22 protein-coding genes and 1 pseudogene are annotated in these 26,421 nt (G+C 74.9%); 12 read left to right on the forward strand and 11 right to left on the reverse strand.

Annotated features, from left to right (window positions below; genetic code table 11):
- Positions 1–33: 33 nt before the first annotated feature.
- The 4 genes from AB0F13_RS21825 to mdlC form a co-directional block, all read right to left on the reverse strand.
- Complete coding sequence (locus AB0F13_RS21825; protein WP_362084702.1) at positions 34–1,410, reverse strand: hypothetical protein; 1,377 nt, start codon at positions 1,408–1,410, stop codon at positions 34–36.
- On the reverse strand, positions 1,407–2,837 hold the full coding sequence (locus tag AB0F13_RS21830; protein WP_362084705.1) for a cytochrome P450: 1,431 nt from the start codon (positions 2,835–2,837) through the stop codon (positions 1,407–1,409). Before AB0F13_RS21830 ends, AB0F13_RS21825 begins: the two co-directional genes overlap by 4 nt.
- Positions 2,834–4,255, reverse strand: coding sequence for an FAD-linked oxidase C-terminal domain-containing protein (locus tag AB0F13_RS21835; RefSeq protein WP_362084708.1), 1,422 nt, complete (start codon positions 4,253–4,255; stop codon positions 2,834–2,836). The genes AB0F13_RS21830 and AB0F13_RS21835 overlap by 4 nt, the downstream gene beginning before the upstream one ends.
- A gap of 93 nt (positions 4,256–4,348) precedes the next feature.
- Positions 4,349–5,962 carry a benzoylformate decarboxylase gene (mdlC, locus tag AB0F13_RS21840; protein WP_362084711.1) on the reverse strand — a complete coding sequence of 538 codons (1,614 nt, stop codon included), beginning with the start codon at positions 5,960–5,962 and terminating at the stop codon, positions 4,349–4,351.
- A 167-nt stretch (positions 5,963–6,129) separates the two neighbouring features.
- On the opposite strand from mdlC, the gene AB0F13_RS21845 reads away from it, so the two are divergent.
- A complete protein-coding gene (locus AB0F13_RS21845) occupies positions 6,130–6,315 on the forward strand; it encodes a hypothetical protein (RefSeq protein ID WP_362084713.1) in 186 nt (61 codons plus the stop codon).
- 66 nt (positions 6,316–6,381) lie between these two features.
- Here AB0F13_RS21845 and AB0F13_RS21850 read toward each other — a convergent pair whose 3' ends face one another.
- Entirely contained in the window at positions 6,382–6,816 is a 435-nt protein-coding gene (locus AB0F13_RS21850; protein WP_362084716.1) for an SPW repeat protein, read from the reverse strand.
- A 175-nt stretch (positions 6,817–6,991) separates the two neighbouring features.
- On the opposite strand from AB0F13_RS21850, the gene AB0F13_RS21855 reads away from it, so the two are divergent.
- On the forward strand, positions 6,992–7,153 hold the full coding sequence (locus AB0F13_RS21855; RefSeq protein WP_362084719.1) for a hypothetical protein: 162 nt from the start codon (positions 6,992–6,994) through the stop codon (positions 7,151–7,153).
- A 73-nt stretch (positions 7,154–7,226) separates the two neighbouring features.
- Positions 7,227–8,363: a glycosyltransferase family 1 protein gene (locus tag AB0F13_RS21860; RefSeq protein ID WP_362084722.1), complete on the forward strand. Its 1,137-nt coding sequence runs from the start codon at positions 7,227–7,229 to the stop codon at positions 8,361–8,363.
- A gap of 38 nt (positions 8,364–8,401) precedes the next feature.
- Here the strand turns inward: AB0F13_RS21860 and AB0F13_RS21865 are convergent, their stop codons facing one another.
- Genes AB0F13_RS21865 through AB0F13_RS21880 form a run of 4 tightly spaced genes read right to left on the reverse strand, consistent with a single transcriptional unit; the run spans position 8,402 to position 11,374 of the window.
- Positions 8,402–9,265, reverse strand: a complete 864-nt coding sequence (locus tag AB0F13_RS21865; RefSeq protein WP_362084725.1) for a biotin-dependent carboxyltransferase family protein — start codon at positions 9,263–9,265, stop codon at positions 8,402–8,404.
- Positions 9,262–9,912 carry a 5-oxoprolinase subunit PxpB gene (pxpB, locus tag AB0F13_RS21870; protein WP_362084728.1) on the reverse strand — a complete coding sequence of 217 codons (651 nt, stop codon included), beginning with the start codon at positions 9,910–9,912 and terminating at the stop codon, positions 9,262–9,264. Before pxpB ends, AB0F13_RS21865 begins: the two co-directional genes overlap by 4 nt.
- Positions 9,909–10,688 (reverse strand): 5-oxoprolinase subunit PxpA, encoded by a 780-nt coding sequence (locus AB0F13_RS21875; protein WP_362084731.1) that lies wholly within the window; start codon positions 10,686–10,688, stop codon positions 9,909–9,911. The genes pxpB and AB0F13_RS21875 overlap by 4 nt, the downstream gene beginning before the upstream one ends.
- Positions 10,685–11,374, reverse strand: coding sequence for a GntR family transcriptional regulator (locus tag AB0F13_RS21880; protein ID WP_362084734.1), 690 nt, complete (start codon positions 11,372–11,374; stop codon positions 10,685–10,687). Before AB0F13_RS21880 ends, AB0F13_RS21875 begins: the two co-directional genes overlap by 4 nt.
- 102 nt (positions 11,375–11,476) lie before the next feature.
- On the opposite strand from AB0F13_RS21880, the gene AB0F13_RS21885 reads away from it, so the two are divergent.
- From AB0F13_RS21885 to AB0F13_RS21905, 5 genes are all read left to right on the forward strand, one after another.
- On the forward strand, positions 11,477–12,187 hold the full coding sequence (locus AB0F13_RS21885) for a DUF969 domain-containing protein (protein ID WP_362084737.1): 711 nt from the start codon (positions 11,477–11,479) through the stop codon (positions 12,185–12,187).
- Complete coding sequence (locus tag AB0F13_RS21890; RefSeq protein ID WP_362084740.1) at positions 12,184–13,152, forward strand: DUF979 domain-containing protein; 969 nt, start codon at positions 12,184–12,186, stop codon at positions 13,150–13,152. Before AB0F13_RS21885 ends, AB0F13_RS21890 begins: the two co-directional genes overlap by 4 nt.
- Positions 13,153–13,268: 116 nt before the next feature.
- Positions 13,269–14,849: a hypothetical protein gene (locus AB0F13_RS21895; RefSeq protein ID WP_362084743.1), complete on the forward strand. Its 1,581-nt coding sequence runs from the start codon at positions 13,269–13,271 to the stop codon at positions 14,847–14,849.
- Positions 14,850–15,107: 258 nt separating this feature from the next.
- Positions 15,108–16,055 (forward strand): hypothetical protein, encoded by a 948-nt coding sequence (locus AB0F13_RS21900; RefSeq protein ID WP_362084746.1) that lies wholly within the window; start codon positions 15,108–15,110, stop codon positions 16,053–16,055.
- A 94-nt stretch (positions 16,056–16,149) separates the two neighbouring features.
- Positions 16,150–20,973: a hypothetical protein gene (locus tag AB0F13_RS21905; protein ID WP_362084748.1), complete on the forward strand. Its 4,824-nt coding sequence runs from the start codon at positions 16,150–16,152 to the stop codon at positions 20,971–20,973.
- Between the two features lie 53 nt (positions 20,974–21,026).
- Here the strand turns inward: AB0F13_RS21905 and AB0F13_RS21910 are convergent.
- Positions 21,027–21,365 (reverse strand): annotated as a pseudogene (locus AB0F13_RS21910) (hypothetical protein); the annotation flags it as partial.
- A gap of 217 nt (positions 21,366–21,582) precedes the next feature.
- Here AB0F13_RS21910 and AB0F13_RS21915 point away from each other — a divergent pair.
- From AB0F13_RS21915 to AB0F13_RS21930, 4 genes are all read left to right on the forward strand, one after another.
- On the forward strand, positions 21,583–23,940 hold the full coding sequence (locus tag AB0F13_RS21915) for a nitrate- and nitrite sensing domain-containing protein (protein ID WP_362084751.1): 2,358 nt from the start codon (positions 21,583–21,585) through the stop codon (positions 23,938–23,940).
- Positions 23,937–24,386 (forward strand): roadblock/LC7 domain-containing protein, encoded by a 450-nt coding sequence (locus tag AB0F13_RS21920; protein WP_362084754.1) that lies wholly within the window; start codon positions 23,937–23,939, stop codon positions 24,384–24,386. Before AB0F13_RS21915 ends, AB0F13_RS21920 begins: the two co-directional genes overlap by 4 nt.
- An 8-nt stretch (positions 24,387–24,394) precedes the next feature.
- Positions 24,395–24,808: a DUF742 domain-containing protein gene (locus AB0F13_RS21925; RefSeq protein WP_362084757.1), complete on the forward strand. Its 414-nt coding sequence runs from the start codon at positions 24,395–24,397 to the stop codon at positions 24,806–24,808.
- 146 nt (positions 24,809–24,954) lie between these two features.
- Positions 24,955–25,563 (forward strand): ATP/GTP-binding protein, encoded by a 609-nt coding sequence (locus tag AB0F13_RS21930; RefSeq protein ID WP_362084760.1) that lies wholly within the window; start codon positions 24,955–24,957, stop codon positions 25,561–25,563.
- Between the two features lie 21 nt (positions 25,564–25,584).
- On the opposite strand, the gene AB0F13_RS21935 is transcribed toward AB0F13_RS21930, so the two are convergent.
- On the reverse strand, positions 25,585–26,382 hold the full coding sequence (locus AB0F13_RS21935; protein WP_362084763.1) for a M15 family metallopeptidase: 798 nt from the start codon (positions 26,380–26,382) through the stop codon (positions 25,585–25,587).
- Positions 26,383–26,421: the final 39 nt, after the last annotated feature.

The raw sequence follows: 26,421 nt of genomic DNA on the forward strand, positions 1-26,421 counted from the left end.
CTATCGCTCTCCAGAGGTAGGGGAAAGGGCGGTTCAGCGGTCGTGGAGCCGCAGGACGACGGTCTCCTCCACTTGGCCCCGGTACGGCTCCAGCAGGGCGTCCACCCGGTCGCGGGCCTCGGGGACCACCTCGTCGAGGCTCTGCGCGTACACCCCCGCGTTGTGGCACTGCGGGAAGTCGTGCGAGGAGTCCACCCAGGTGATCTCCAGCCAGTCCGCGGGCACCGGGAAGACGGAGACGGGGCTGCGGCCCTCCAGGTTGGGCACCACGTCGTGCTCGTTGACGAGGCTCACGACGCGGGTCGCGGGGTCGCGGGGCCGCTTGAAGTCGATCGGCGAGCCGACGGCCACGACGTGCGTGAGCCGCCACCGGCGGTTGACCTCGGGCAGCTCGGCGAGGCTCATGGCCGTGATGCCGCCCAGGCTGTGCCCGATGAGCGCGACCTGCGCCCCCTCGGGGACGGCGTGGGCGAGGGCCTTGCGGACGGCCCGGGTGTACGGGGTGTCGTTGCGGCCCACGGCGGTGACCGCGCCGACGAGGTCCTGCGGGGTGGCGTTGCGCGGGCGGCCGAAGGCCATACCGGGCAGCAGCACCACATGGCGGGTGACGCCGTCCGGCCCCGTCACGCGCTGGATCAGCATCCGGCCGTCGTTGCCGAGGACCGTCACGTTGCGCAGGTGCGCGGCGATGCCGCCGCCGTGGTCCAGCCGGGCCAGGAGCTCCGGGTCCGGGGGCTCGGTCTCCGCCCGGCCCGGGCCCCGGTCCCAGCGGGCCCACGCGCCGATGGAGGTGCCCAGCAGCGGATCGCCGTCGGCCCGGGTGCCCATGACGATGTGCCAGGCCGCCGCGTCGTTGAACGGGTTCTCGTCCACCAGCGCGTTCCAGGCCATCACCTCGGTCAGCGACGGCGCGAGCCGGGCCAGGGCCCGTTCCGCGCCCTCGGCCCGCACGCTCTCCCGCAGGATCCGCAGCGCCCGCGTCTGCCGGTCCGCCTCGATCGCGGCCAGCAGCCGCCGTACCGGCCCCTCCTCGGCGAACTCCGGGTGCCGCACCGAGCACAGCCGAATCCGCAGCTTGAGCGAGGTCACCGCCACCGCGACGGCCAGGGACTCCCGGCCGGCGAGGACCCCGCCCAGCCAGGCGGCCCGGCCCAGCGTCCCGCCGTCCGGCGCGTAGCCCAGCCCCGCCGGCGAGGTGAGGGCCCGGGCCAGGGCGCGGACCGCCCGCAGCCCGCTGCGCGGCGAGCGGCCCAGCGAGGCCGTCAGCGCCGGGTCGGTGGCCACGGCGGTCAGCGCCCGGCCCGCCTCACGGATCTCTCCCGCCACCTCGCCCAGCGTGCGGGCCACGGCCGCGAGGGCGGCCACGTCCGGGCCGGCGGTCCCGGCGCGGGTGCCGCTGTCGGTACTCATGTGCCCTCCGGCGACCGGTGGGCGCGGTAGCCGATGCGCAGCCGGGTCGTGTCGAAGGTGAGCGGCAGCGGCTGCTGCGGGCTCAGCCGCACCCCGGCCACCGCCAGGTCCCCGCCGCGCAGGAACTCCGCGACGAACCCGGTGGCCAGCAGCAGCCCCAGCTCCATGCCGCTGCACTGCGCCTCGCCCCGGCTGAACGGGCTGACGGCCCAGTCCCGCTCCGCGGTGCCGTCCAGCCACTTCTCGGGCGCGAACCGGTGCGCGTAGTCGATGCGCTCCCCGTCCCGGGCGAGGAAACCGGCGGGCACCAGCACATTCATCCCGCCCGGTGCCACCCTCGCCCGCCAGCGGGTCTCCGCCGTGGTGCGCCGCATCAGGCTCGGCACCGGCGGCCACAGCCGTGCGGCGTCCTGGACACAGGCGCGCAGGTACGGCATGTCCTCGAACCCCGCCACCGTATGGGCGCCGTTGCGCAGATCCGCCGCCCGTACCTCATCGGCGGCCCGCCGGTACTGGAGCGGATGCGTGGCCAGCACGGCCAGCGTCTGCACCACCGCGGCGTTCACCACCCCCAGCGCCATGAACCAGTGGGCGACCTGCCCCTCGGGGGCCGTCTCCGGGCTTCGGGGCGCCGTGCGGAACAGCCCGGTCAGGCTGCGCGGGTCGGCGTCGCACAGATACCGCGCCTGACGCTGCATCATCCGGCGCCGGACGCGCCGGGTCCGGCCCGCCCGCCAGCGCCGCGCCCCCATCCAGTTGGCCTCCGCCAGCAGCTCGCCCAGCAGCCGGGAGAACTCCGCGTCCTCGGCCGCCGCCTCGCCCAGGAAGCAGCGCCGCCCCATGCGCTCGATCCGCTCGCGCACCTGCTCCGCCGACAGGCCGCCCGCCGCCCGCGGCCCCAGCAGCGCCCGCGACTCCTCGCCCACGACCCGCAGGAAGTGGCCCGCGAGCCGGTGCACAGGACACCCCGCGTCCAGCACCGCGTCGTTGAACGCCCGGCGCGCGGTGCGCTGCCGGCCGTGCGAGGCGACCAGCGCCTCGGGCTGCACGGCCGCGAAGCCGCTCACCTTCTCCCAGGTGTCGACGGCGTACACCTCGATGGGCCCCGCCAGGACCTGCCGGGCGTCCTCGGCGTCGAGGACGAGCAGCGTGGGCCCGGACGTGCCGCGCACCACGACCGGTCCGCGGCCGTGCCGCCTGCGCAGGCCCTGCATCAGCTCCATGCCGCGCCGGTTGGGGTCCAGCGCCGCCACCAGACGGGCGACCTGAGGGCGGGAGCGGAAAACGCCCCTGAGGTAGTTGGGCAGGAAGTAGCCCAGGGTCAGCCGCAGGTTCTCGCTCCTGGACGCGGTGGGCAGCGCCGGGCCGTCCGCCGCACCGGTGAGCGTTCCGGTGCTGCCGCCGAAGGTCTCGCTCGTCGAGCTCATGCCAGCACCTTCCCGGGGTTGAGCAGGCCCTGAGGATCCAGCAGCCGCTTGATCTCCCGTTGCAACCGCAGGTTGCGCGGTGACAGCTCCCGGACCAGCCAGTCGCGCTTGAGCGTGCCCACGCCGTGCTCGCCGGTGATGGTGCCGCCCAGCTCCAGGCCGGCCGCCATGATGGCGTCGTAGGCCTCCTTCGCCCGCCGCACGGCCGAGGGATCGGAGCGGTCGAAGACCACCGTCGGGTGGAGGTTGCCGTCACCGGCGTGCCCGACCGTGGCGATGTAGAGCCCGTACTCCTCGGCGATCTCCTCGATCCGCCCGACGAGCGCGGCCAGCCGGTCGCGGGGCACGGCCACGTCCTCGATGAACGCCGTCACCTCGCCCGGCATCTCCTGGGCCCGGGATGCGAGCGCGGGCATCACCATCCGCCGCGCCCGCAGCACCTGCCGCGTCCGCTCCTGGTCGTCGGCGACCGCCACGGACAGCGCCTTCGCGCCCTCGCACAGCGCGGCCATCTCCCGCACGCGGGCCGCCGCGTCGGGGGCGTCGCTCGCCACGATCAGCGTGGCGACCGAGCCCTGGGCATCCGCGGCGCCCGTGGCCAGCAGCGGGTGCCCCAGCGTCGCGACGGCCTCGGTCGTCGTAGGGTCCAGCAGCTCCAGCGCGGACGGCACATGGCCCTCCCGGATGATCGCCCCCACGGCCGCACCGGCGTCCGCGGTGGACGCGAAGCGGGCCAGCAGCGCCAGCTCCGGCGGGCGCGGCGGGCGCAGCGCCAGCGTCGCCTCGACGACGACGCCCAAGGTCCCCTCGGACCCGACGAACAGCCGGGTCAGGTCGTAGCCGGCGACGCCCTTGACGGTGTCCCGCCCGACGCGCAGCACCTCGCCGTCCGCCAGGACGACCGTCAGGCCGAGGACGTAGTCGGCGGTGACCCCGTACTTCACACAGCACAGCCCGCCCGCGCCGGTGGCGATGTTGCCGCCGATCGTGCAGGTTTCCCACGACGCGGGGTCGGGCGGATAGCACAGCCCCTCACCGGCGACGGCCGCCGCGAGGTCCGCGGTGATCACGCCGGGCTCGCAGCGCACCAGGCGGTTCGCCGTGTCGATCTCCAGGATGCGGTTCATCCGCACCATGGACAGCACCACGCAGCCCTCCACCGCGTTCGCGGCGCCGGTGAGCCCGGTGCGGGCGCCCTGCGGCACCACGGGCACGCCCTGCGCGCGGGCTGTGCGCAGCACGTGCTGCACCTGCTCCACGCTCCCGGGGCGGACGACCACGGTCGGCTGGCCCGCCTCGCTGAAGGGGGCCGAGTCATGGCTGTGCAGGGCGAGTTCGGCCTCGTCGGTGAGGACGGCGTCCGGAGGCAGGCCTTCGGCCAGCGCCGCGAGCAGCGCGCTCTCGAAGGTGACGGTCATGGGCAGCTCCATGCGGTGGGGGTCCGGAAGAGGGCGTCAGGGGGTGACCGCACGGCGCCGGGCACCGTGCGGGAGAAAGACAGGGGAGAGGAGTCAGAGAGTGGGGGGTACGGTCGTGACCGGGGCCTCGATCAGTACCGGGCCGTCCGGGCTGGTCGTGGCGGTGGCGACCAGCTCGGCCAGGTGCGCCGGGTCGGTGGCGCGGTGCGCGGGTACCCCGTAGCCCCGGGCGAGCGCACACAGGTCGAGGCCGGGGACGTCCAGGCCGGGCACCCCGGGGGTGTTCTCGAAGCGGCCGAACCACTTGAGGATCGCGTACTCGCGATTCGCGGGGATGACGAAGGTCACCGGCACCCGGTAGGCGGCGGCCGTCCACAGCGCGGTGATCGCGTACTGCGCCGAGCCGTCGCCCACCACCGCCACCACCGGCCGCTCCGGGCGGCCGAGCTGGGCGCCCACGGCCGCCGCGAGGCCGAAGCCCAGGCCGCCGCCGGTGGTCATCAGGAACGAGCCGGGCCGGTCGATGCGCACGTGGTCGCGGAACGCCTGGATGTTGGAGGGCGATTCGTTGACCCACACCGTGTCGGCGGGGGCCCCGCTCGCGACGGCGGCCAGCGCGATGGACGCCGACATCGGTTCGCCGTCGGCCTCCGGCACCTCGGCCGCGCTCTGCCGGGGCGTCGGCGCGGGGGAGTCGCCGCGCTTTTCCACGAGCTCGGTGAGCAGCTCCAGCGTGGGCCGCAGCCCCGCCACCAGCGCGTCACCCACGGGTGCGCGCGCGGCCTCCGCGGGGTCGCTGGTGAGCAGCACCAGTTCGGCGCCCTCGGGCAGCAACGGGCCCGGGACGTAGGGGTAGTAGCGGAAGACGGGGGCGCCGGCCACCAGCACCAGATCGTGCCCGGCCAGGGTCCGGGCCAGCGGACCGATGGCCGGAGGCAGCACGCCCCGGTAGAGGCGATGGTTCTCCGGGAAGCCCACCCGGCCCTCGATGGGGGAGGCCCACACCGGCAGCCCCCGGCGCTCGGCGAGCGCCACGGCCGCGTCCCAGGCGCCCTCCGCGTCCACCGAACCGCCCGTCACCAGCACGGGATTCGCCGCCGCCGACAGCCGGCGGGCGAGCGCTTCGACGGCCGGGGTGTGCGCCGAGGTCAGGTCGCCGACCCGGCGGGCCGCGGCGTGCCGGGCGGCGCGCTCCTCGGCCGCGTCCAGCTCCACGTCGAAGTCGTCCATCGGAAGCGAGAGGAACACCGGGCCGCGCGGCGCGGTCCCGGCGATGTGGAAGGCCCGGGCGAGCGCGGCGGGCACGTCCTGGGGGCGCGGTGGCTCGTACGCCCACTTCACGGCCGGTCGCGGCAGGAGGGTGGCGTCGGCGTTCGTCAGCATCGCCTCCATGGTCATCATGGCCCGCACCTGCTGCCCCGCCGTCACCACCATCGGCGTGTGGTTGGCCGCCGCCGTGACGAGGGCGCCCATGGCGTTGCCCAGGCCGGGCGCGGTGTGCAGGTTGACCAGGGGCGTGGTGCCGGTGGCCTGGGCGTATCCGTCGGCCGTTCCCACGACCACGGCCTCCTGCAGGCCGAGCACGTACCGGAAGTCGGCGGGGAAGTCCTGGAGGAAGGGGAGCTCGGTGGAGCCGGGGTTGCCGAACACCGTCGTCGCTCCGTGGGACCGCAACAGCTCACGCGCGGCTGCGCGTACGGTCGTCATGCCTGGCACCTCTTGGGGTCATGTGGGCCGAATGGGGGAGGGGAGCATTGCCACTTCCCGTCCGGCGAAGCCATGACTCCGGAAGATCACCTGAGTATTCATCCGAGCGGGTGAATCCCTCCTGGCCTGCACCGCTTTGCCGCCGCGCGGGTTCTACCGTCGCCCGCATGCCTGACATGGATGAGATGATCCGACGAATCCGCCGGGACATGGACACGGAGCTGCGCAAGCGGGCGCGGCGTGCGCTCACCACCGGCGGCACCGCGGATCAGCAGGGCGCCACCATCCCCGCCCAGCCGCCCGGTACCGGCCGCAACCCCGCGCTCAGGGCCCCGTTGCAGCAGCCCGAATAGCCGGTAGGCGCGCGGTGGCCCCGCCGCCCGGACCGCGGGCGGCGGGGCTCGGCCGTACGCGTGGTGTCACAGGCGTCGTGCCCTGCTGACGCCTAGTCCTGCCAGAGCCAGGGCGGTCAGGCACGCCAGGACCCCGACGACGACGTTGCTCACGCCGGCCCGCGTGGCGAACGCGTGGCCCGCGACGATCCACGGGGCCGCGATCGTCCAGGCGGCCAGGACCAGGGCGGCCCAGCTCATGGAGTGCGTCCGCTCGTAGGCGGGCCCAAAACCGCCGACCAGGCAAGCGAAGGCAATGCCGCAGATCAGGTTATTGATGGCCAGGGTGGTGGAGCCGTTGAAGCCTGCAATCCATGGTGAGGCCGCCAAATAGACGCCACAGAGGATCGCGAATGCCTCGACGGCCTGGGCGGCGGGGGTCGCCGTCGTCTCCTCGGAGTGGGCGCGGAGCGCCATGATGTCCGGGTGCTGGTCGATCCGGGGCGACGTAGGGGCGGTCACATCAGCCACCTTCTTTCCGTGTCGGTTCGGACCTGGTTGCATTTTAACCCAATTGCCCGTTAATTAACCCTGTTGGCGGTAGGAAGTGACACCTGGTCCGAAGACGCGGCATATCAACCCTCCGAACGGGGAAGTCTTCAAGGTCAGGAACCGCACCCCTAGGGGGAGACGCGTCATGGAAGAGCCCAGGAGGCGGGAGAACCGCGACGGGAACACCACCGGAGCCCCGGAGCACGCCGTACGGGCGCGCCGCACGGCACCGGACGAGCACCCCGGCCATCACCCGGCAGGCGACGAGGACGAGGCGGAGCCCCACATCATCCGCGGCGTGGACTGACGCTCACGGGACGTTCCCCGGGCGGAAAGATCCACGTGGCCGGCGCAACGCACCCGGTGCCGAGACCATCCGTATGCGAGTCGTCATCGTCACCGAATCGTTTCCGCCCGACGTCAACGGCGTCGCGCACTGCGCCTGGCAGACCGCCCGGCACCTCGCTTCGAGCGGCCACGAACCGCTCGTGGTGGCACCGGCCGGGCGTCCGGGCTCCGGCGCCGGACCGCTTGCGGCCGGGCCCTGTGCCGTCGTGCGCGTGCCGTCGGTGCCGCTGCCCGGCTATCCGCAGATCCGCGTCGCGCTGCCCAGCCGGCGACTGGCCGCCGCGCTCGGCGCGCACCGGCCGGACGTCGTCCACCTCGCGAGCCCCTTCGTCCTGGGCGCCCGGGGCATGACGGCCGCCGCACGGCTCGGCGTGCCCGCCGTCGCCGTCTACCAGACCGATTTCGGCGGCTACGCCCGTACCTACCTCGGCATGGGCGAGGGCATGGCCTGGCGCCGCATCAGCACCGTCCACAGCGCCGCCGACCGCACGCTCGCGCCCTCCGCGGCGGCCGTCCACGACCTCGCCGCCCACGGGGTGCCCCGCGTGCGGCTCTGGCCGCGCGGCGTGGACTCCGAGCGCTTCCACCCGGCCCGTCGCGACGTGGACCTGCGCCGCGCGCTCGCCCCCGGCGGCGAGCTGCTCGTCGGCTACGTCGGCCGTCTCGCGCGGGAGAAACGCGTCGACTTACTGGCGCCCCTGTGCGGCGTGCCCGGCGTCCGCCTCGTCGTCACCGGCGACGGCCCGCACGCGGCCCGCCTGCGCACCGCCCTGCCGGGTGCGCGTTTCCTCGGCACCCGCACCGGCGACGAACTCGCCCGGATCTTCGCCTCACTGGACGTCTTCGTCCACCCCGGCCCCCAGGAGACCTTCTGCCAGACCCTGCAGGAGGCCCAGGCCAGCGGCGTCCCCGTCATCGCCCCCGCCGTCGGCGGCCCCCTCGACATTGTCGATCACGCCCGCACCGGCCTCCTCGTCCGCCCTCATGACGCCGGGGCCCTGCGCGACGCGGTCCTCACCCTGGAGGCCGCCCGCCGCACCCGCACCGCGTACGGCCGCGCCGGCCGGGCCTCCGTCCTCGCCCGTACCTGGGCGGCGGTCGGCGACAGCCTGCTGGGCCACTACCGGGAGGTGCTGGAGGAGAGGGCGGCACACGAGGTGGCCGTGTGAGCGGCACGGCAGCCGGCCCGTGCCCCTCCGGCACCCGATCACGCCCGTACCGGGACGAACCGCACGACGGTGCCCGGCAGCGCCTGCGCCGCGGCGGCCAGGGCCGGTTCGGGCACCACGCCGATGACGGGGTAGCCGCCGGTCGTGGGGTGGTCGGCGAGGAAGACGACCGGGTGGCCGTCCGGGGGGACCTGGACGGCACCCAGCACCATGCCCTCGCTGGGCAGTTCACCGGCACGGGACCTGGCCAGGGCGGGGCCCTCGGTTCGCAGGGCGATGCGGTTGCTCGCCGCGGAGACGGAGAAGCCACGGCCCGCCAGGGTGCGCAGGGCCTCGGGGGCGAACCAGTCGTCCCGCGGCCCGGCGACGACCGGCAGGACGAGCTCGCGGGCGGGCGGCCCCGGCCACGGCACCGCGTCGGCACCGGCGGACGGCCCGCAGGGGGCACCGAGGGGCAGCCGCGCACCGTCGGCCAGCGGCTCCGGCCCGAGGCCGGAGAGCAGGTCCCGGGAGCGGCTCCCCAGCACCGGCGGCACCGCGACGCCGCCCGCGAAGGCGACGTAGCTGCGCACCCCCGCACCGGCCGCGCCCACGTCCAGGACCGCCCCCGCGGGAAGCCGCACCGCCGCGCCCCACGCCACGGGCCGGCCGTCGGCCCGCACCGCACAGGGCGCCCCCGTCACGGCCACGGTCACGGCCGGACCGGTCCGCACGGCGCAGCCGTTGAGCGTGGTCTCCAGCGTGGCGCACTCCGCCGGATTGCCCACCAGGGCGTTGGCGAGCCGGTGCGCCGGCTGGTCCAGGGCGCCCGACCGCGGCACGCCCAGGTGCGCGTGGCCGGGCCGGCCCAGGTCCTGCACGGTCGTCAGCGCCCCGGCCCGCACGACCGTCAGGGCGTTCACGCGCGCTCCTCGAAGCGCACCCGGGTACCGGGCGCGAGCAGGGCCGCGGGCTCGCGCCCCGGATCCCACAGCACCGCGTCCGTGCGGCCGATCAGCTGCCAGCCGCCGGGGGAGGAGCGCGGGTAGACGCCGGTGTACGGGCCGGCCAGGCCGACCGAGCCGGCGGGGACGGAGGTGCGCGGCGTGGCCCGGCGCGGCACGTGCAGCCGGTCCGGCAGGCCCGTCAAATAGCCGAAGCCGGGCGCGAAGCCGCAGAAGGCGACGCGGAATTCGGTGCCGGAGTGGACGCGCGCGACCTCTCCCTCGGTCACCCCCCACAGCGCCGCGACACGCGCCAGGTCCGGGCCGTCGTAACGGACGCTCAGCACGACCGGCGCGGCGTCGGCGGCGGGCAGCGGCGGCACCTCCCAGTGCGCCAGGTCGGCGGCCAGCGCGCCCGGCTCGTCCAGGCCGTCCAGCAGTACGGTACGGGCGGCCGGCACGATCTCGCGTACGGGCGGCAGGGCGCCGGCGGCGCGCCTGCGCAGCAGTTCGGCGTGCAGGGCCTGGGCCTCCTGGGCCGTGGCGACCTCCACCAGCAGTGCGTGCCGGCCGACGGGGAGCACCCGCGGCGGCGCGGTGGGCCGGGCCTGCCCGGGGCCGGTCATACGAATGCCTCGACGCGGACGCCCGCGGCCTCCAGCCCTTCCCGTACGCGCCGCGCGAGCAACGCGGCCCCGGGCGTGTCGCCGTGCACGCACAGCGAGCGGGCGCGGACGGCGACCTCCTCACCGGTGAGGGCCGTGACCGCGCCCTCGCGGGCCAGCCGCACGGAGCGGGCGATGACGGCGTCCGCGTCGAGGATCACGGCCCCCGGCTGCCGGCGCGGCACCAGCGCCCCGAGCGCGGTGTACGCGCGGTCCGCGAACGCCTCGGCCACGACCGGCAGCCCGGCCCGCCCGGCCGCCTCGTGCAGCCGCGAGCCGGGCAGCCCCAGGACGGGCAGCGGGCCGCCCGCCCGCAGCACGCCGGAGACCACGGCCGCCGCCTGCTCGGCGTCGGTGACCACACGGTTGTAGAGCGCGCCGTGCGGCTTGACGTACGACACATCCGAACCGGCGGCCTGCGCGAACGCGCGCAACGCGCCGATCTGATAGGTGATCTCGTCGGCCAGCTCGTCGGGAGGCACGTCCATGGCGCGCCGCCCGAAGCCGGCCAGGTCCCGGTAGGAGACCTGCGCGCCGATGCGCACACCGCGCGCGGCGGCGCGCTCGCACACCCATCGCATGATGGACGGGTCGCCCGCGTGGAAGCCGCAGGCGACATTCGCGCTGGTGACGGCCGACAGCAGGGCGTCGTCGTCCGTCAGGTGCCAGCGTCCGAAGCCCTCGCCGAGGTCGGCGTTGAGGTCGAGCACGGGCACCGTCACCGGGTGTTCCGTCATCGGTCAGCCTCCCGCATCGTGCCGAGGATGAGCCGGCGGGCGTCATCCAGATAGGTGGTCAGTTCCGCCTCGGCCCGCCCGTGGTCGCCGCTCGCGAGCAGTGTCGCCAGGGCCCGGTTGCGGGCCACGAACGGCTCGTGGAAGCGGCGTGGCGAGGGCATCTCGTGGAAGGCCAGCCGCAGTTCGGCCAGCAGCCGGTCCATCGCGGCGTCGATGCGCCCGCTCCCGGCCAGCGCGGCGAGCGCCCGGTGGAAGTGCAGGTCCGCCGAGCCCACCGCACGCCAGTCGCCGGCGGCCGCGGCCCGTTCGGCCTCCGCGACCGCCGCCGCGACGGGCTCCAGCAGCGCGGCCGGTGCCCCGGCGGCGGCGCGTACGCCCGCGGTCTCCAGGGCCTCGCGTACCCGGTAGATGTCCGTGACGTCCTCGGGCGCCAGGACCCTGACGAACACCCCGCGGTTAAGCACGTGCACCACGAGGCTCTCGTGCACCAGCAGCCGGAAGGCCTCGCGCAGCGTGTTGCGCGACACCCCCAGCTCTCGGCCCAGGGCCTCCTCCGACAGCTGCGTGCCGGGCGGCAGCCCACCGCCCTCGATGCGCTCGCGCAGCGCCGCGGCGACGCGCTGAGCGGTGGACCGGGCCATGGCGTCTCCCGTGGGGGCGGTGGCGGTACGGCTGGCGGGAATCACTGTTTCAGCATTGCCTATTGAGGATTGTTGAACAATATCTTAGCCTCCTCGCCAGTCGCCTCACCTCATCGAGTGAGGTCCGGGAATGCGGAAGGCGGACGCATGCTCGTACTCCTGGGCGTCCTCGTGGTGGTGGCAGGCTTCGCCACCAGGCGCAACCCCCTGCTGGTGGTCGGCGTGGCGGGCATCGTCACCGGCCTGCTGGGCGGGCTGTCGCCGCGGGAGGTCCTCGCCGCCTTCGGCACCGGCTTCGCCTCCAGCCGCGCGGTGACCATCTTCGCCATCACCCTCCCGGTCATCGGCCTCCTGGAGCGCTACGGGCTCCAGGAGCAGGCCCGCACCCTCATCACCCGCTTCGGCAGGCTCACCGCCGGCCGCTTCCTCGCCTGCTACCTCCTGCTGCGCCAGGTCACGGCGGCCCTCGGGCTCAACGGCGTGTTCGGGCACGCCCAGACCGTACGCCCGCTCGCCGCCCCGATGGCCGAGGGCGCCGCCGAACGCGGCCACGGGCCGCTGAGCGACAAGGCGCGCGAGAAACTGCGCTCCTTCGCCGCCAGCGCCGACAACGTCGGCTTCTTCTTCGGGGAGGACGTCTTCCTGGCTGTCGGCTCGATCCTCCTGATCACCGGTTTCGTCAACACGACGTACCACACTCACCTGGAACCACTGCACCTCGCGCTCTGGGCCGTCCCGACCGCCCTGTGCGCCCTGCTCGTCCACGGCTGCCGGCTGCTGCGCCTGGACCGCACCCTGGAGCGTGCGGCGCAGCAGGCGGCGCCCGCCCCGGCCGTCCCGGGCGGTGCGGCCGAATGATCAAGGCGGAGTGGTTCTTCTGGCTCGTCGGCGGCCTCTTCCTGGTGATGGCCGCCCAGATGGCCGCCGACCGCACCAACCCCAAGCGCCTCGGCACGGCCGTGTTCTGGGGCCTGCTCGGCCTGGGCTTCGTCTACAGCACGTGGGTGGTGCGCAAGAGCGCTCCCCCCGAACCGCTGGGCGCCGCCGTCCTCGTCATGGTCTGCCTGGCGGGCTTCGGCTTCACCGGGCGCGGCGCGGCCCGTACCGCCACGCCCGGGCAGCGGGCGGCGAGCGCCGAGCGGTTCGGGTCCCGGCTCTTCGTGCCCGCGCTGGCCATCCCCGTGGTCGCGCTGATCTGCGCGGTCGGCGTCAAGAGGCTCTCCGCCGGTGGTGAACCGGTCCTCCAGAAGGGCAGCGAGACCGTTCTCGGGCTCGGCATCGGCTCGCTCGTCGCGCTCGCCGTCGGCATGGCGATGCTGCGGGAGAGGCGCGTGACGGTCCCCCTGCACGCCGGGCGCTCGATGCTGGAGTCGATGGGCTGGGCCATGCTCCTGCCGCAGCTGCTCGCCACGCTCGGCGCCATCTTCTCGGTGGCCGGTGTCGGGGACCAGGTCCGCCGGATCACCACATCGGTCCTGCCGGAGGGTTCCGTCCTCCTCGCCGTCGTCGCCTACTGCGCCGGGATGTTCCTGTTCACCGGCATCATGGGCAACGCCTTCGCCGCCTTCCCCGTGATGACCGCCGCCGTCGGCTGGCCGGTGCTGGTGGAACAGGCGCACGGTGACCCCGCCGCCGTTCTCGCCGTCGGCATGCTCGCAGGGTTCTGCGGCACGCTTGTGACGCCCATGGCGGCCAACTACAACATCGTCCCCGCCGCGCTCCTGGAGCTCAAGGACCAGTACGGCCCCATCAAGGCACAACTTCCGACCGCTTTCATCCTTCTTGGCTGCAATATGGCCATCATGTTCGCTTTTGCGGTCTGATGTGCTCAACCGTTGCCCGGCCGTGGGGGACTTCCGCCGGGGAACGGCATGTCCCCGAGCGGGGCGAGCCCGTGCCGTTTCGTCCGTTGTCAGGGTGACCGCCTACTCTGTGCGACGTGACTTCTGCAGCCCCGGCGGCCGTTCCGCCCCAGCTCAACGGGCCCTCGCTCCCCCGAGCTCCTGGCTACGCGCGAGCAGGGGGGACCCCCACGGCCCCGGGCCCGGCCGCCGACGAGGGCCTGGCCCGCAGGCTGCGTGCGCTCGCCTGCACCGCGCCCCTGCACGACCTCGACGTGCGCAAGGCCAATCTCGCGGGTGAGTACGGCGTCTACGCCATGGCGGAGGTGGCGCTGGCCGCCATCGACCTGGTCACGCTCAACATGGACTTCGACACCGGGGCCGACCACGAGCAGATAGTCGCCAGGCTGCAGCCGCGCGTCGCCGCCCAGGCCCCCGGGCGGCCCCACGCCGAGCACGAGCGCGTCGCCCGCTGGGTCCTGGAGAACCTCATCAACGTCGGCAGCGTCGACCGGGGCTTCCGCGCCGTCTACGGCACGTTCGGCGCGGACGGCGTGTACGTGCGGCGCGACTACGACTTCAAGCTCCTCGAGGAGGTCCCCGGGCCCGGCGGCACGGTCTTCCTGCGCACCACCGACGAGGCCGTCAACGTCCTGGTGGGCGCCCTCGACACGGACGTCACCAGCGCTCAGATCGCCGCCGAGGTCAAGCTCGAGGTCCTCATCAGCCGGGGCCGGCTCGCCGACGCCCAGCTCGCCGCCGAGCAGGCCCGTTACCGCACCGTGCAGTACGCGGAGACCCTCCGCAAGACCCTGGACGCCACGCGGCGCAACGTCCGCGCCGTCGACTGGCTGCAGGCCGTCCCCGACATGATCGCCGAGGCCCTCGACCACGTAGCCGACCGCTACCGCCACGAGAACGCGATCCTCACCAACATCCGCAAGGCCCGCGACGAGGCCGAGACCGGCAACGACCCGAAGACGGCCGAGCACAAGCGGCGCGCCGCCGAGCTCGTCGACATCGTCAAGGACTGCATCCGCCGCCACACCCAGCTGCAGTCCCGCCTCCTGGAAGCCGGCCCCCTCTTCCGCGCCGAGCAGGACCGCCAGGCCTTCGCGACCCCGGCCGCCCGCTCCGGCCTCGACCTGTACGGACAGCTCCTGGCCCCCCTGCTGCCGCTTCCCCTGGAGCAGGCCGGGCGCGTCACCGACGCGTTCTTCGCCCGTGGCACGGGTCTGCGCACGCCGGCCTCCGTGCGCGTCGGCGACCTCGTCGAGATGCTGCTGACGCCGCCCGCCGAGCGCGAGCACCTGGGCGCCGAGATGCCCGAGCCGGACCTGATCGCGACCCCGGACGACAGCCGCTTCAGCGAGGAACAGCTCGCGAGCGCCATGGAGCTCCTCGCCCTGCCGCCGGACGCCCCCCGGCGCCTTTCCGGCCTCCTGGCCGAGGCCCGCCGCCGCGACCCCGAACTGCCCTACCTCCTCGCCCTGCTGGCCGTCCACGCCGCGAGCCCCTCGGTGGGCACCGCCTACCGCCAGGGTGAGCGGTCCCTGCTCTTCGCCGTCGACGACGGCACCCAGCTCGACGACGCCGAGTTCGGGGGCGCGGACCTGATCGTGGGCACCGCCCTGCTGGACGCGGCCGGCATGGCCGCGGACCGCTCGGAGGGGGCGTGAGCGGCGTGCGGCTCGCTTCGCGGCGGGCATGTGGGAACGGCCGGCCCGGCACCGCCGGAGCGCGCCGTGTGACGTCCCGCCGTCGCGGCGGAGGGATGTTCCCCGGTCTGGCCACCCCGGACCTTCCCGGGGTCCGGGGCCGGGTCCCGGGAAACGGGAAGGGGTGGGACCGGGGCTCTCTCTCCCCGCCGACGCGGCGCGCGACCACCGCGACGCGGCCCGGCGGTGCCGAGCCGGCCTGCCCAACCGACCGCACCCATGCAACCCCCAGTACCCCCAGCAGGAGCACCAACCGTGACTGAGTACGACGCCGGCCACCCGGCGCAGCCGGACGCCGCACCCGCCGGCGGGGCCGAGGCCCCCACGGCGAGCGGCCCCGCACCCGTCACCCCCGCCGACGCGGCCGACGCCGCGCGCCTCATCGCGTTCGGGCTCCAGCCCAAGCTGCAGCCCGCCCGGGACGCCGAGTACGCCGACCTGCTGCGCCGCCACCGCGACGAGCCCGCGTTCGCGCGCCTCGCCGACGCCGTCGCCGCCGGGCTCGGACTGATCGTCCTGGAGGTGTCCACCCGCGCCGGCATGGCCGTCACCGCCGCCGAGGACTCCGTCTTCGCGGTCCGCATGGGCGACTACGCCCGCCGCGCCACCGCCGACTCCGCCGACCGGTTCCTGCACGGCCTCGCCCACCTCGCCGTCGCCGCCATGGCCTTCCCCCGCCCCGACGACCTCGCGGACGACGGCTACATCGGCCGCATCACCGTCAACGGCGTCGACGCCTTCGTCCGCCAGGCCTGCCGCAGGCTGGAAGAGAAGGCCGCCGAGCAGGGCGAGAACACCGACCCCACCACCGACGCCCCCGGCCTCGAAGCCGCCTGGCGCGTCTACGCCCGCCGCAGCGCGACCGGCGCCACCAAGGACGCCCGCCGCCTCGCCGGCTCCACCACCGGCATCATCGCCAAGGCCGTCGCCTTCCTCGTCGACTCCGGCTTCCTGCAGCGCACCGGCGACGACGCGGGCGGCACCTTCCGCACCACCGCGCGCTACCAGCTGCAGGTCCGCGACATGGCCGGCAGCGCCGCCATGAGCGAACTCCTGGAGCTCGGGATCGTGCCCGTCGCCGACGGCAAGGCCACCCTCCTGCCGCCGGACGACGCCGACGACCTGGACCTGGTCGCCGACGCCGGCCTGCCCTTCCACTCCGCCTGACCCCGCCTGATCCCGCTGGCGGTCCCCCTGATCCCGCACTGATCCCCCACTGATCCACCTCAGCAAACGCCCGTCACGACAACGAGAGTCCGCCATGTACGAGCTGTCCCGGGTCCGCCTCTACTCCATCGGGCCCGCCGGTGCGCGCTACGCCGACACCGTGCTGGACCTGCGCGGGGTGGGCGCGCCGGTGCCCTCTCCCGCGCCCGCGCAGGCGGAGTTCTTCGAGGACGAGCCCACGGGCCCGCCGCGCCGCCCCGCGCCGGCCGGCGTGCTCTTCCTGGAGAACGGCGGCGGCAAGTCCGTCCTCCTCAAGCTGATCTTCTCGGTGATGCTGCCGGGCCACCGCAACACCCTGGGCGGCGCCAGCTCCGGCGTGCTGCGCAAGTTCCTCCTCGCCGACGACTGCGGCCACGTCGCCCTGGAGTGGCAGCACGTCCTGACCGGCGAGTCCATCGTCGTCGGCAAGGTCAGCGAGTGGCGCGGCCGCCAGGTCTCCAATGACCCCCGCAAGTTCGCCGAGGCCTGGTACTCCTTCCGCCCCGGCCCGGGCCTGAACCTCGACTCGCTGCCCGTCGCCGAGTCCACCGCGATGCGCCCGGCCGCCGACGGCGCCTCCGCCGCGCGCGGCCGCCGCCGCACCATGAAGGGCTTCCGCGACGTCCTCACCGAGGCCGGCAAGGCCTACCCCAACCTCGACGTGGAGTGGGAGGAGATCCACGAGCGCTGGAACGAACACCTCGGCGAGCTGGGCCTGGACCCCGAACTCTTCCGCTACCAGCGCGAGATGAACGCCGACGAGGGCGAGGCCGCCGGCCTCTTCGCCGTCAAGAACGACTCCGACTTCACCGACCTGCTGCTGCGCGCCGTCACCGACACCCGCGACACCGACGGCCTCGCCGACCTCGTGCACGGCTTCGCGCACAAGCTGGGCCGCAGGGCCGAGCTGACCGCCGAGCGGGACTTCACCGCCGGCTCCCTCGACCTGCTCTCCCGCATCGCCGACGCCGCCGTGCAGCGCGAGCAGGCCCGGGGCGTGCACGCCGGTGCCGAGCGCCGCACCCGCGTCCTCGCCCGCCGCCTCTGCGCGCGCGGCGCCGAGGAGCGCGGCCGCGCCGTCGAGCTGGCCGCTCAGGTCTCCGCCGCCGCGGACGCCGTCACCGACGCCGAGAGCGAACGCGGCCGCCGCTCCCTGATCGCCGCCGAACTCGCCTACCGCCACGCCTCCCTGGCCCTGGCCGCCGCCGAGAAGGCCGCCGCCGCACAGCGCCGCGAGCTCAACGACGCCCGGACCCTGCACGCCGCGTGGCAGGCCGCCGAGACGGTGCTGCGCCACCGCGCCGCCGCCGACCGCTCCGCACGCGTGGCCGCCGCCATCCACGAGGCCGAGCGCGACGCCGCCCCGGCGCTGGCGGCCCGTTCCCGGGCCGCCACCGAGCTCGTACGGGCCCTCAACGCCGCCGCGGAAGAAGGCGAGCGGCTGGCCAACGAGCACGAGGAGCGCTCCGCCGTCCTGCAGGAGACCGGCGAGGCCGCGCACCGCGACGCCACCGCCGCCGCCACCGAGGCGCAGCGCGCCCGCAGCGAGTCCGGGCACCTGCGCCAGCGGCTCGCCGAGGTGGAGCAGGAGACCGCCGAAGCGGTCCGCGCCGGCTGGCTGGACGACACCGCCCCCGACGCCGACCCCGCCCGCGCCGCGCTCGCCGCCAGCGACGCCGAGAAGCCCGCCGTCGCCGCGTACGAGAGTGCCCGCGAAGCCGCCCGCCGGGCCGCCGACCGGGCCAAGGAGGCGGCCGCCGCCGAATCCCGCGCCGAACTGGCCTCCGCCCGCGCCTTCGATGCCGCCACGGCGGCCGGGGCGGCGTACGAATCCGAGCGCCGCGCCGCCGAGTCGCTCGGCGCCGACCAGCGCATCGTCGAACTCCTGGGCCTGTCCCAGCCGACGGCCTGCGGCCACGTGCCGGGCCAGCGCGCCGCCGGCGACGCGACGGCCGGGGAACCCGCCGCCCACGGCCCGCAGGACGCCACTTTCGGCCCGGCCGGACACGGGGCCCAGCCGCCCGCCCCGCGCAGGTCCGGCGAGGGCCCCGGGGACGGCGGCGCCACCGGCTCCCCGGCCGCCCGCCGGCCGGCCGACGGCCCCCTGACCGCCGAGGAGCTGGACCGCGCCGCCGACCCGCTGCGCGAGCTGCTCGACGAGAACGTGGCCGCCGCCGAACGACAGCTGTTCGACCTGCGCACCGCCGCCGCCGACGACTCCCGCATCCTGGGCGCCCTCGGTGACGGCGGCCTGCTGCCGCCCAGCCCGGACGTGCTGGCCGCCGTCGAATACCTCGGAGAGCACGGCATCCCGGCGCTGCCCGGCTGGCGCTACCTCGCCCAGGCCGTCGACCCGGCCGACCACGCCGCCGTCCTCGCCGCCCGCCCCGAGCTCGTCGACGGCGTCGTCATCACCGACCCGGGCGCCCACGCCCGCGCCCGCGAGGTGCTCGGCGCGGCCTCCCTGCTGCCGCGCTCCGCCGTCGCCGTCGGCACCGCCGCCGCCCTCCTCGCCCCCACCCCGGCCGCGGACGGCCAGGACAGCGGCGCCGTCGACGTGTTCCTCGTCCCGCCGAACCCCGCCATGCACGACGAGCGCGCCGCCGACGAGGAGCGGCACGCACTGCGCGAGCGCGCCATGGCGCGGGACGAAGAGATCCGCGCCACAGCGGCACGGCTGGCCGGCGACCGCACGCTCGCCGCCCGGCTCTCCTCCTGGCGCGCCGGCTGCCCGCAGGGGCGGCTCGCCGAGCTCGCCGCCGAGACCGAGCGCTGCCGCGCCCTCGCGGACGCCGCCCGGGAGGCGCTCGCCGAGGCCCGCACGGCCCGCGCCGAGGCCGAGGAGGCCGCCGCCGGGACGGCCCGCGTCCGCGACGAGCGGCAGGAGGCCGCCCAGCGCGCCCGCCGGGTCGCCGACGCGCTCGCCGGACTCGCCTACCGGCTGCGCGAGCGTGCCAACTGGCAGAGCAGGCTGCGCGAACTGGCCGAGGAGGCCGCCGAGGCGGAAGAGCAGGCAGCAGTCCGCGTCGACCGCGCCCGCGCCGCCGATGAGGACCGCCGCGCCGCCCAGCGCGCCGCGGACGACGCGCGCCGCACCACCCGCGCGCTGCGCGCCGAGCGCGCCGAGATCGCCGGTGCCCCGGACACCTACGACGCGGTACCCGAGGGCACCGAGGCGTCCACCACCTCCCTGCCCGCCCTGCGCGAGGCCTACCGCGCCGCCTCCCAGCTCTACGAGAAGGTCGGTGTCGGCGCCGACCTGCGCGCCGAGCAGGCCCGGGCCGAGAGCGACGAGAGCGCCGCCCGCGCCGAGCTCGACCGCCTCACCAACAAGGTCCGCACCCGTGCCGCGCAGCTCCTGGAGGGCACCGACGGCGCCGACGGGCCCTCCCGCCAGGCCGCCTCCGCCCGCGCCGAGTCCCTCGTGCAGATGCTGGAGACCCGCGCGTCCACGGCCAGCGAGCAGCTCGGCCGGCTGCGCGGCGAGGCCGAGCGCCTCGCCCCCGCCGACGGCGAGGCGCACACCGGGCTCCCCGAGGATCTGGTGCCCTCCGACGCCGAGCGGGCCAAGGAGCTGCTGCGCACCGCCACCTCAGAACTCGCCGCCCGCACCGACGCCCTCGACGGCGCCCGCCGGGCCCACGGCGACCTGGTGCGCTCCCACCGCGCCGCCGAGGACGCGGCCACCGGCTTCGACGACACGGCGGCCCTCCTGCGCGACCTGCTGCGCGAGAACTCGCCCGAGGAGGAGAGCGAGCAGTCCGAGCCGTACGCCGGGACGCTGGAGGAGGCCCGGCAGGCCGCAGCCGAGGCCCGGCGCTCCCTGCGTGGCTGTGCGGGCGACCTGTCGGCGGCGGAGGCCGCGGTCCGTGAGGCGAGCGACGTTCTCGTGCGGCACGCCAACTCCACCCGCTACGAGCAGGTGCGCACCCCGGCCCGCCAGCAGATCCGCGAACTGCCCGCCGCCGCCCTGCCCGAGCACGCCGTGGCCTGGGCCGAGGCCTTCGCACCCCGGCTGCGCGTGCTCACGGACGAGCTGGAGCAGCTGGAGCGCAACCGCGACAGCATCGTCGACCGGCTGCGCGGCCTGGTGGAGTCCTCGCTGACCACCCTGCGCTCCGCGCAACGCCTGTCCCGGCTGCCCGAGGGCCTGGGGGAGTGGTCCGGCCAGGAGTTCCTGCGCATCCGCTTCGAGGACCCCGACCAGTCCACGCTCACCGAGCGGCTCGGCGAGGTCATCGACGAGGCGACCCGCTCGGCCGTGAAGAAGAACTCCGACCTGCGCCGCGACGGCATGTCGCTGCTGCTGCGCGGTGTGCAGGCGGCGCTGCTGCCGCGCGGCGTCGCCGTGGAGATCCTCAAGCCCGACGCGGTGCTGCGCGCCGAGCGGGTGCCGGTCCGTCAGATGGGCGACGTCTTCTCCGGCGGGCAGCTGCTGACCGCCGCGATCGCGCTGTACTGCACCATGGCGGCGCTGCGCAGCAACGACCGTGGCCGCGACAAGCAGCGGCACGCCGGCACGCTCTTCCTCGACAACCCCATCGGCCGCGCCAACGCCACGTACCTGCTGGAGCTCCAGCGGGCCGTCGCCGACGCGCTGGGCGTACAGCTGCTCTATACGACGGGCCTGTTCGACACCACCGCGCTGGCGGAGTTCCCGCTGGTCATCAGGCTGCGCAACGACGCGGACCTGCGGGCGGGGCTGAAGTACATCAGCGTCGAGGAACACCTGCGGCGCGGGCTGCCGCAGCCGTGGGCCGCCGACGACGGGGCGGCCGAGAAGGTGCACGGCGAGATCACGGCCACGCGGATGTTCCGCCGCCCCGCGGATACGGAGGAGGGGACCGGCCGGACCGAGCCGGTGGCGGCCGGGTCGTAGCGCCGCCGCCGGCCGGGCTTCCCCTGGCGCAAGGCCCGTCAGGGGTAGTGCGGCCTGCGTACCCTGCGCATCCCGCGCGCCGAGCTGCTCGGCACGGACACCACGCCGTGCCGCTGCAGCCACACCTGCCGCGTCACCCATACGTCGACCACGCCCCACGTCGCGGCCACCGTGCACGCCACCGAGCAGAGCACCGCCGGGAACGCGAACCACGACCCCGAGAGCGCGAGCAGTACCGTGACCACGGTCTGTATCAACGTCACCGCGACGATGAGAAACGCGCGCACCGCGGACGTCCGGACGGGATCGGGCATCCTCGGCCTGCGGGCCGGCTCCTCGACCCACAACGGCCTGCGGGCGTACGACGCGGCGTCGTGGCGGTCCTGATCCATGGCGGCTCACCTCCCCCAGTGGCTGCCCAGAGCTCCCTCTCCGTAGGAGAAGAGCGAACAATGACCCCCAAAGGTTCCCCCGGGGAGGGGGAATCCGGCCAGACCCCCTTCCGTCAGCCGTACTGGCCTTCGAGGCGCGCACCCCGCAGTAGTAGGCTCACGCCGCATTACTGTCGGAAGACCACCCCCGTGCGCCGGGGCTGACGGAGGGGAGGCCATGCGCTTGCGCGGGAAGTCGATCCGCCGGAAGATCGTGGCGCTGCTGCTGGTGCCACTGGTGTCCCTGACCGGCCTGTGGATCTTCGCCACCGTCATCACCGGCAGTGAGGCCGTTCAGCTGCTGTCCGTCGCCGACGTCATGCGCAAGATCGGCTACCCGGCCGAGGACATGGTCCGGTCCTTGCAGAAGGAGCGCCGCCAGACCCTCGTCTACCTCGCCGACCCGGGCCGCTCCGACGCCCTGGCCGGGCTGCGCGAGCGGCAGCGCGCCACCGACAAGACGGTCGCGGCCTTCCGCTCCCGGGTCGGCGACGGGGTGCGCGACGACATGGCCGACGAGGCGGCGAATCGTTTCCGTGCCATCGAGAAGAGCCTCGACAGCATCGAGGGACTGCGCCGCAAGGTCGAGGACAACACCGTCACCCGGTACACCGCCCTGCAGGCCTACAACGAACTCGTCGAGCCCTACTACGACTTCCTCGGCAGCCTCAGCGCCATCCAGGACGCCGGCATGGACCGCCAGGGCCGCGCCCTGGTCGGCATCGCCCGCGCCCGCGAGGCCCTCTCCCGCGAGGACGCCCTGCTCGCCGCCGCGCTCGCCGCGGGCAGCATGAGCAGACAGGACCTGCGCTCCTTCTCCGACCGCGTCGCCGAGCGCAAGGTCCTCTACAGCACCCACCTGGCCGTCCTGCCGGCCGCCGACCAGAAGACCTTCGACGACTACTGGCGCGGCACCAACGCCCAGGCGCTGCGCTCCGCCGAGGACACCGTGATCCTCGCCGGCGCCGCCCGGGCCGCCCACGTCGCCGACCCCCAGCGCTGGCAGGCCACCGCCGGCCCGGTCCTGGACGACCTCGGCCGCATGGGCATCGAGGCCGTCGACCGCTTCGGCGACCGGGTACGGCCGGTGGCCATCGGCGTCCTCACCAAGGCCGCCGTCGCGGGTGTCCTCGGCCTCGCCGCCCTCGTCTGCTCACTGGTCATCTCCCTGCGCGTCGGCCGCGGCCTCGTCAAGGACCTGAGCCGGCTGCGCAAGGAGGCCCACGAGATGTCCGGGGTCCGGCTGCCCGGTGTGATGCGCCGCCTCGCCGCCGGGGAACGGGTCGACGTCCAGGCCGAGGCCCCCCGCCGCGACCACGGCTCCGACGAGCTCGGCCAGGTCGGCCAGGCGCTCGACACCCTCCAGCGCGCCGCCGTCGAGGCCGCCGTCAAGCAGGCCGACATGCGCCGGGGCGTCTCCGACGTCTTCGTCAACCTCGCCCGCCGCAGCCAGGTCCTGCTGCACCGTCAGCTGGCCCTGCTGGACACCATGGAACGGCGCACCGAGGACACCGACGAACTCGCCGACCTCTTCCGCCTCGACCACCTCACCACCCGCATGCGCCGCCACGCCGAGGGCCTGGTCATCCTCTCCGGCGCCGCCCCCTCGCGGCAGTGGCGCAAGCCCGTCCAGCTGATGGACGTCGTCCGCGCGGCGGTCGGCGAGGTCGAGGCGTACGAGCGCATCGAGGTGCGCCGGCTGCCGCGCCTGGCCCTCAACGGGCCCGCCGTCGCCGACCTCACCCACCTCCTGGCCGAGCTGCTGGAGAACGCCACCGTCTTCTCCCCGCCGCACACCACCGTGCAGGTCCTCGGCGAGCGGGTCTCCAACGGCTTCACCCTGGAGATCCACGACCGCGGCCTGGGCCTGACCCCCGACGCGATGCTCGAAGCCAACCTGCGCCTGGCCGAGACCCCCGAGTTCGAGCTGTCCGACACCGACCGCCTCGGCCTCTTCGTGGTCAGCCGGCTCGCCCAGCGCCAGGGCGTGCGCGTCTCGCTGCAGACCTCCCCGTACGGCGGCACCACGGCCGTCGTGCTCATCCCCTCCACGCTGCTCACCGACACCCTGCCGCTCGGCGGGATGCGGCGCACCGAGGACACCGGCGGGCAGCCGGCCCGCAAACGTCCCGCCCGCGAGTCCGGGGCCGCGGCGCAGCGGCCGCACCCGGACGGGCCGGCGGAAGCGCGGCCCGTGCCGGGCCCGTTCGACGGCGGCCCCGGCGAGCAGCACCACCAGGCCCCCGACGGCCCCGAGGCGGAGCGGACGCCGACCGGCGGCCTGCCCCGGCGCGTCCGCCAGGCGAGCCTCGTCCCGCAGCTCAAGGAGGACCCGGCCGCGCGCACCCGGCCCGTCCCCGACCCGGCCGGCGCCGGTGACGACCGCGACGCCGACGAGGTACGGGCGCGGATGGCGGCCCTCCAGCGCGGCTGGGAGCGCGGGCGGGAGCACAATGACGGGCCGGGGGACCATGGGGTGAAGAACCCACCCGGCACAACAGCACCAGGAACAACAATTGAGGGGGACGGTCGATGACCGCACCGAAGGCCGCGATACGTAACGTTCTGTCAGAGACGGGCCCCGGCGGCACGGGAGAGCTCAACTGGCTCCTCGACGAGCTCGTCGAGCGCGTCGGCAGCGTCAGCAAGGCACTCGTGCTCTCCAGCGACGGCCTGGCCACCGGCAGTTCGAAGGGGCTCACCCGCGAGGACGCCGAGCACCTGGCCGCCGTCGCGTCCGGCTTCCACAGCCTGGCCAAGGGCGTGGGCCGGCACTTCTCCGCGGGACAGGTCCGCCAGACCATGGTCGAACTGGACGAGGCGTTCCTGTTCGTCACCGCCGCCGGCGACGGCAGCTGTCTGGCCGTCCTCGCCGGCGCCGACTCCGACATCGGCCAGGTCGCCTACGAGATGACGCTGCTCGTCAAGCGCGTGGGCACGCACCTGGCCACCGCTCCGCGCGCCGGCGTCGCCGACGAGTGACCGGCGGCATGACCGGAGACGCCGCGCAGGAGGCCCGCTGGTACGACGACGCGGCGGGCCCGGTGGTCCGGCCCTACGCCATGACCCGCGGCCGCACCCGCGGCCCGGCCGAGGAGCGGCTCGACCTGATCGCGCTCGTCGTCGCCGAGGAGTTCCTGGTGGCACACCCGGGCGGGGCGCACGCCATCGCCGACCGGACCCTGTCCCCGGAACACCTCGACATCGCCGGGCTCGCCGTGCAGGAATCCCGGTCCATCGCGGAACTCGCCGCCGGGCTCGACCTCCCGGTCGGCGTGGTCCGCGTCCTGGTGGGCGACCTGATCGACGCCGGGTACGTCAAGGTCTCCCGCCCGGTCCCGCCGGCCGAGCTGCCCGACGCGGGAATCCTGCGCGAGGTGATCGCCGGCCTGCGGGCGCTGTGACCGGCGGCGGACGGCCCCGGCTCGGCCCGGGGCCGGCCGGGCCGCAGGCGGGACCGGACGGGGGTTGTCGAGGTGGCGTTCCTTGCGGAACGATCACTACCACGGGGGAGCGCGAGCCGCACTGACCCTGAATCGGAGGAATTTCCATGGTGTTCGGGCGCTCTGACCGCCGCATACGGCCCTCGGTCACCCCGGTGGCACTCAAGCTCCTGGTGGCCGGCGGCTTCGGCGTCGGCAAGACCACCCTGGTCGGTGCCATCAGCGAGATAAAGCCGCTGCGCACCGAGGAACTGCTCACCGAGGCGGGCAGGCCGGTGGACGACACCTGCGGCGTCGAGGCCAAGCGCACCACCACCGTCGCCATGGACTTCGGCCGGATCACGCTGCGCGAGGACCTCGTCCTCTACCTCTTCGGCACCCCCGGCCAGGACCGCTTCTGGTTCCTCTGGGACGAGCTGGCACAGGGCGCGCTCGGGGCGGTCGTCCTGGCCGACACCCGGCGGCTGGAGGACTGCTTCGCCGCCGTCGACTACTTCGAGCGGCGCGGCATCGCCTTCACCCTCGCCGTCAACTGCTTCGACGGCGCGGCACGCTACCCCGAGGAGGCCGTGCGCGACGCGCTCGACCTCGACCCGGCGGTGCCCGTCATCATGTGCGACGCCCGCGAGCGCGAGTCCGTCAAGCACGTCCTTGTCTCCGTCGTCGAGAACGCCCTGGCCGCGGGGGTCACCGGCCGCAGCCCCGCCACGGTGTGACGACGGGGCACACCGAAGGCCTCAGCGGACGGGGAAGTCGAAATAGGTCGCGGGGTACGGCTCGTCCCGGAGCATGTAGTGCCACCACTCCTCCGGCAGATTGACGAAACCGGCTCCCTCCATCGCGGACTTCAGCAGCAACCGGTTGGCCCGCTGCCGGCCCTCGACCCGCGGGTCGAGGGTGTGGGAGAGCGTGTCGAAACAGTCGAAGCCGGTGCCCATGTCGACGGAGTTGTCGGGGAAACGTTCCGCCCTGGGCGCGTAGCACGGCACGAGCCGCTCGCCCGGCAGGTACGGGCGCGTGGGCAGGACCGGCAGCCGCACCACCGTCACATCCAGGGTGCTGCCCCTGCTGTGGCCCGACTTCGCCGCGATGTAGCCGTCCTCGAACAACCGCGACTTCTCCACGCGCGGATAGAACTCCCCCTTCATCCGCACGTCCCGCAGATCCTCCGCCCACGCCACGAAGTCGTTCACCGCACGCTGGGGCCGGTAGCAGTCGTAGACCTTGAGGGTGTAGCCGCCGCGCAGCAGCACGCGCTGCACCCTCCGCAGCGCCTGGGCGGCCGGGCGCGTGAGCAGGCAGCGGGGCCGCTCGTAACCCTCGACGCGATGGCCGGTGAAGTTGTGCACACCGGCGTAGCGCATCTCCTGGACGATCGTGGGGTCCACCTCGGCGAGGGCGACGAAGCCCGGCGGCGCCTGCCGCGCCGGGCCCGCCTGCGAGGACGGAGCGGCCACGGCGGGAGCGGCCGCCGCGGCGACGGGCAGGACGAGCGCCGCCACCACGGCGCGCAGTACAACGGAGAGTCTCTGCATGGCCCCTTGCGATACCAGCCGCCGCCGCCCCGGGGAAGG

This window comes from Streptomyces sp. NPDC026206 (assembly GCF_040638465.1).
Taxonomy (GTDB): domain Bacteria; phylum Actinomycetota; class Actinomycetes; order Streptomycetales; family Streptomycetaceae; genus Streptomyces.

Excerpts from the sequence above, each read along its gene's own strand:
- AB0F13_RS21825 (WP_362084702.1), bottom strand. The coding sequence starts at position 1,410 with ATGAGTACCGACAGCGGCACCCGCGCCGGGACCGCCGGCCCGGACGTG.
- AB0F13_RS21830 (WP_362084705.1), bottom strand. The coding sequence starts at position 2,837 with ATGAGCTCGACGAGCGAGACCTTCGGCGGCAGCACCGGAACGCTCACC.
- AB0F13_RS21835 (WP_362084708.1), bottom strand. The coding sequence starts at position 4,255 with ATGACCGTCACCTTCGAGAGCGCGCTGCTCGCGGCGCTGGCCGAAGGC.
- mdlC (WP_362084711.1), bottom strand. The coding sequence starts at position 5,962 with ATGACGACCGTACGCGCAGCCGCGCGTGAGCTGTTGCGGTCCCACGGA.
- AB0F13_RS21845 (WP_362084713.1), top strand. The coding sequence starts at position 6,130 with ATGCCTGACATGGATGAGATGATCCGACGAATCCGCCGGGACATGGAC.
- AB0F13_RS21855 (WP_362084719.1), top strand. The coding sequence starts at position 6,992 with ATGGAAGAGCCCAGGAGGCGGGAGAACCGCGACGGGAACACCACCGGA.
- AB0F13_RS21860 (WP_362084722.1), top strand. The coding sequence starts at position 7,227 with ATGCGAGTCGTCATCGTCACCGAATCGTTTCCGCCCGACGTCAACGGC.
- pxpB (WP_362084728.1), bottom strand. The coding sequence starts at position 9,912 with ATGACCGGCCCCGGGCAGGCCCGGCCCACCGCGCCGCCGCGGGTGCTC.
- AB0F13_RS21875 (WP_362084731.1), bottom strand. The coding sequence starts at position 10,688 with ATGACGGAACACCCGGTGACGGTGCCCGTGCTCGACCTCAACGCCGAC.
- AB0F13_RS21885 (WP_362084737.1), top strand. The coding sequence starts at position 11,477 with ATGCTCGTACTCCTGGGCGTCCTCGTGGTGGTGGCAGGCTTCGCCACC.
- AB0F13_RS21890 (WP_362084740.1), top strand. The coding sequence starts at position 12,184 with ATGATCAAGGCGGAGTGGTTCTTCTGGCTCGTCGGCGGCCTCTTCCTG.
- AB0F13_RS21900 (WP_362084746.1), top strand. The coding sequence starts at position 15,108 with ATGCAACCCCCAGTACCCCCAGCAGGAGCACCAACCGTGACTGAGTAC.
- AB0F13_RS21905 (WP_362084748.1), top strand. The coding sequence starts at position 16,150 with ATGTACGAGCTGTCCCGGGTCCGCCTCTACTCCATCGGGCCCGCCGGT.
- AB0F13_RS21915 (WP_362084751.1), top strand. The coding sequence starts at position 21,583 with ATGCGCTTGCGCGGGAAGTCGATCCGCCGGAAGATCGTGGCGCTGCTG.
- AB0F13_RS21920 (WP_362084754.1), top strand. The coding sequence starts at position 23,937 with ATGACCGCACCGAAGGCCGCGATACGTAACGTTCTGTCAGAGACGGGC.
- AB0F13_RS21925 (WP_362084757.1), top strand. The coding sequence starts at position 24,395 with ATGACCGGAGACGCCGCGCAGGAGGCCCGCTGGTACGACGACGCGGCG.
- AB0F13_RS21930 (WP_362084760.1), top strand. The coding sequence starts at position 24,955 with ATGGTGTTCGGGCGCTCTGACCGCCGCATACGGCCCTCGGTCACCCCG.
- AB0F13_RS21935 (WP_362084763.1), bottom strand. The coding sequence starts at position 26,382 with ATGCAGAGACTCTCCGTTGTACTGCGCGCCGTGGTGGCGGCGCTCGTC.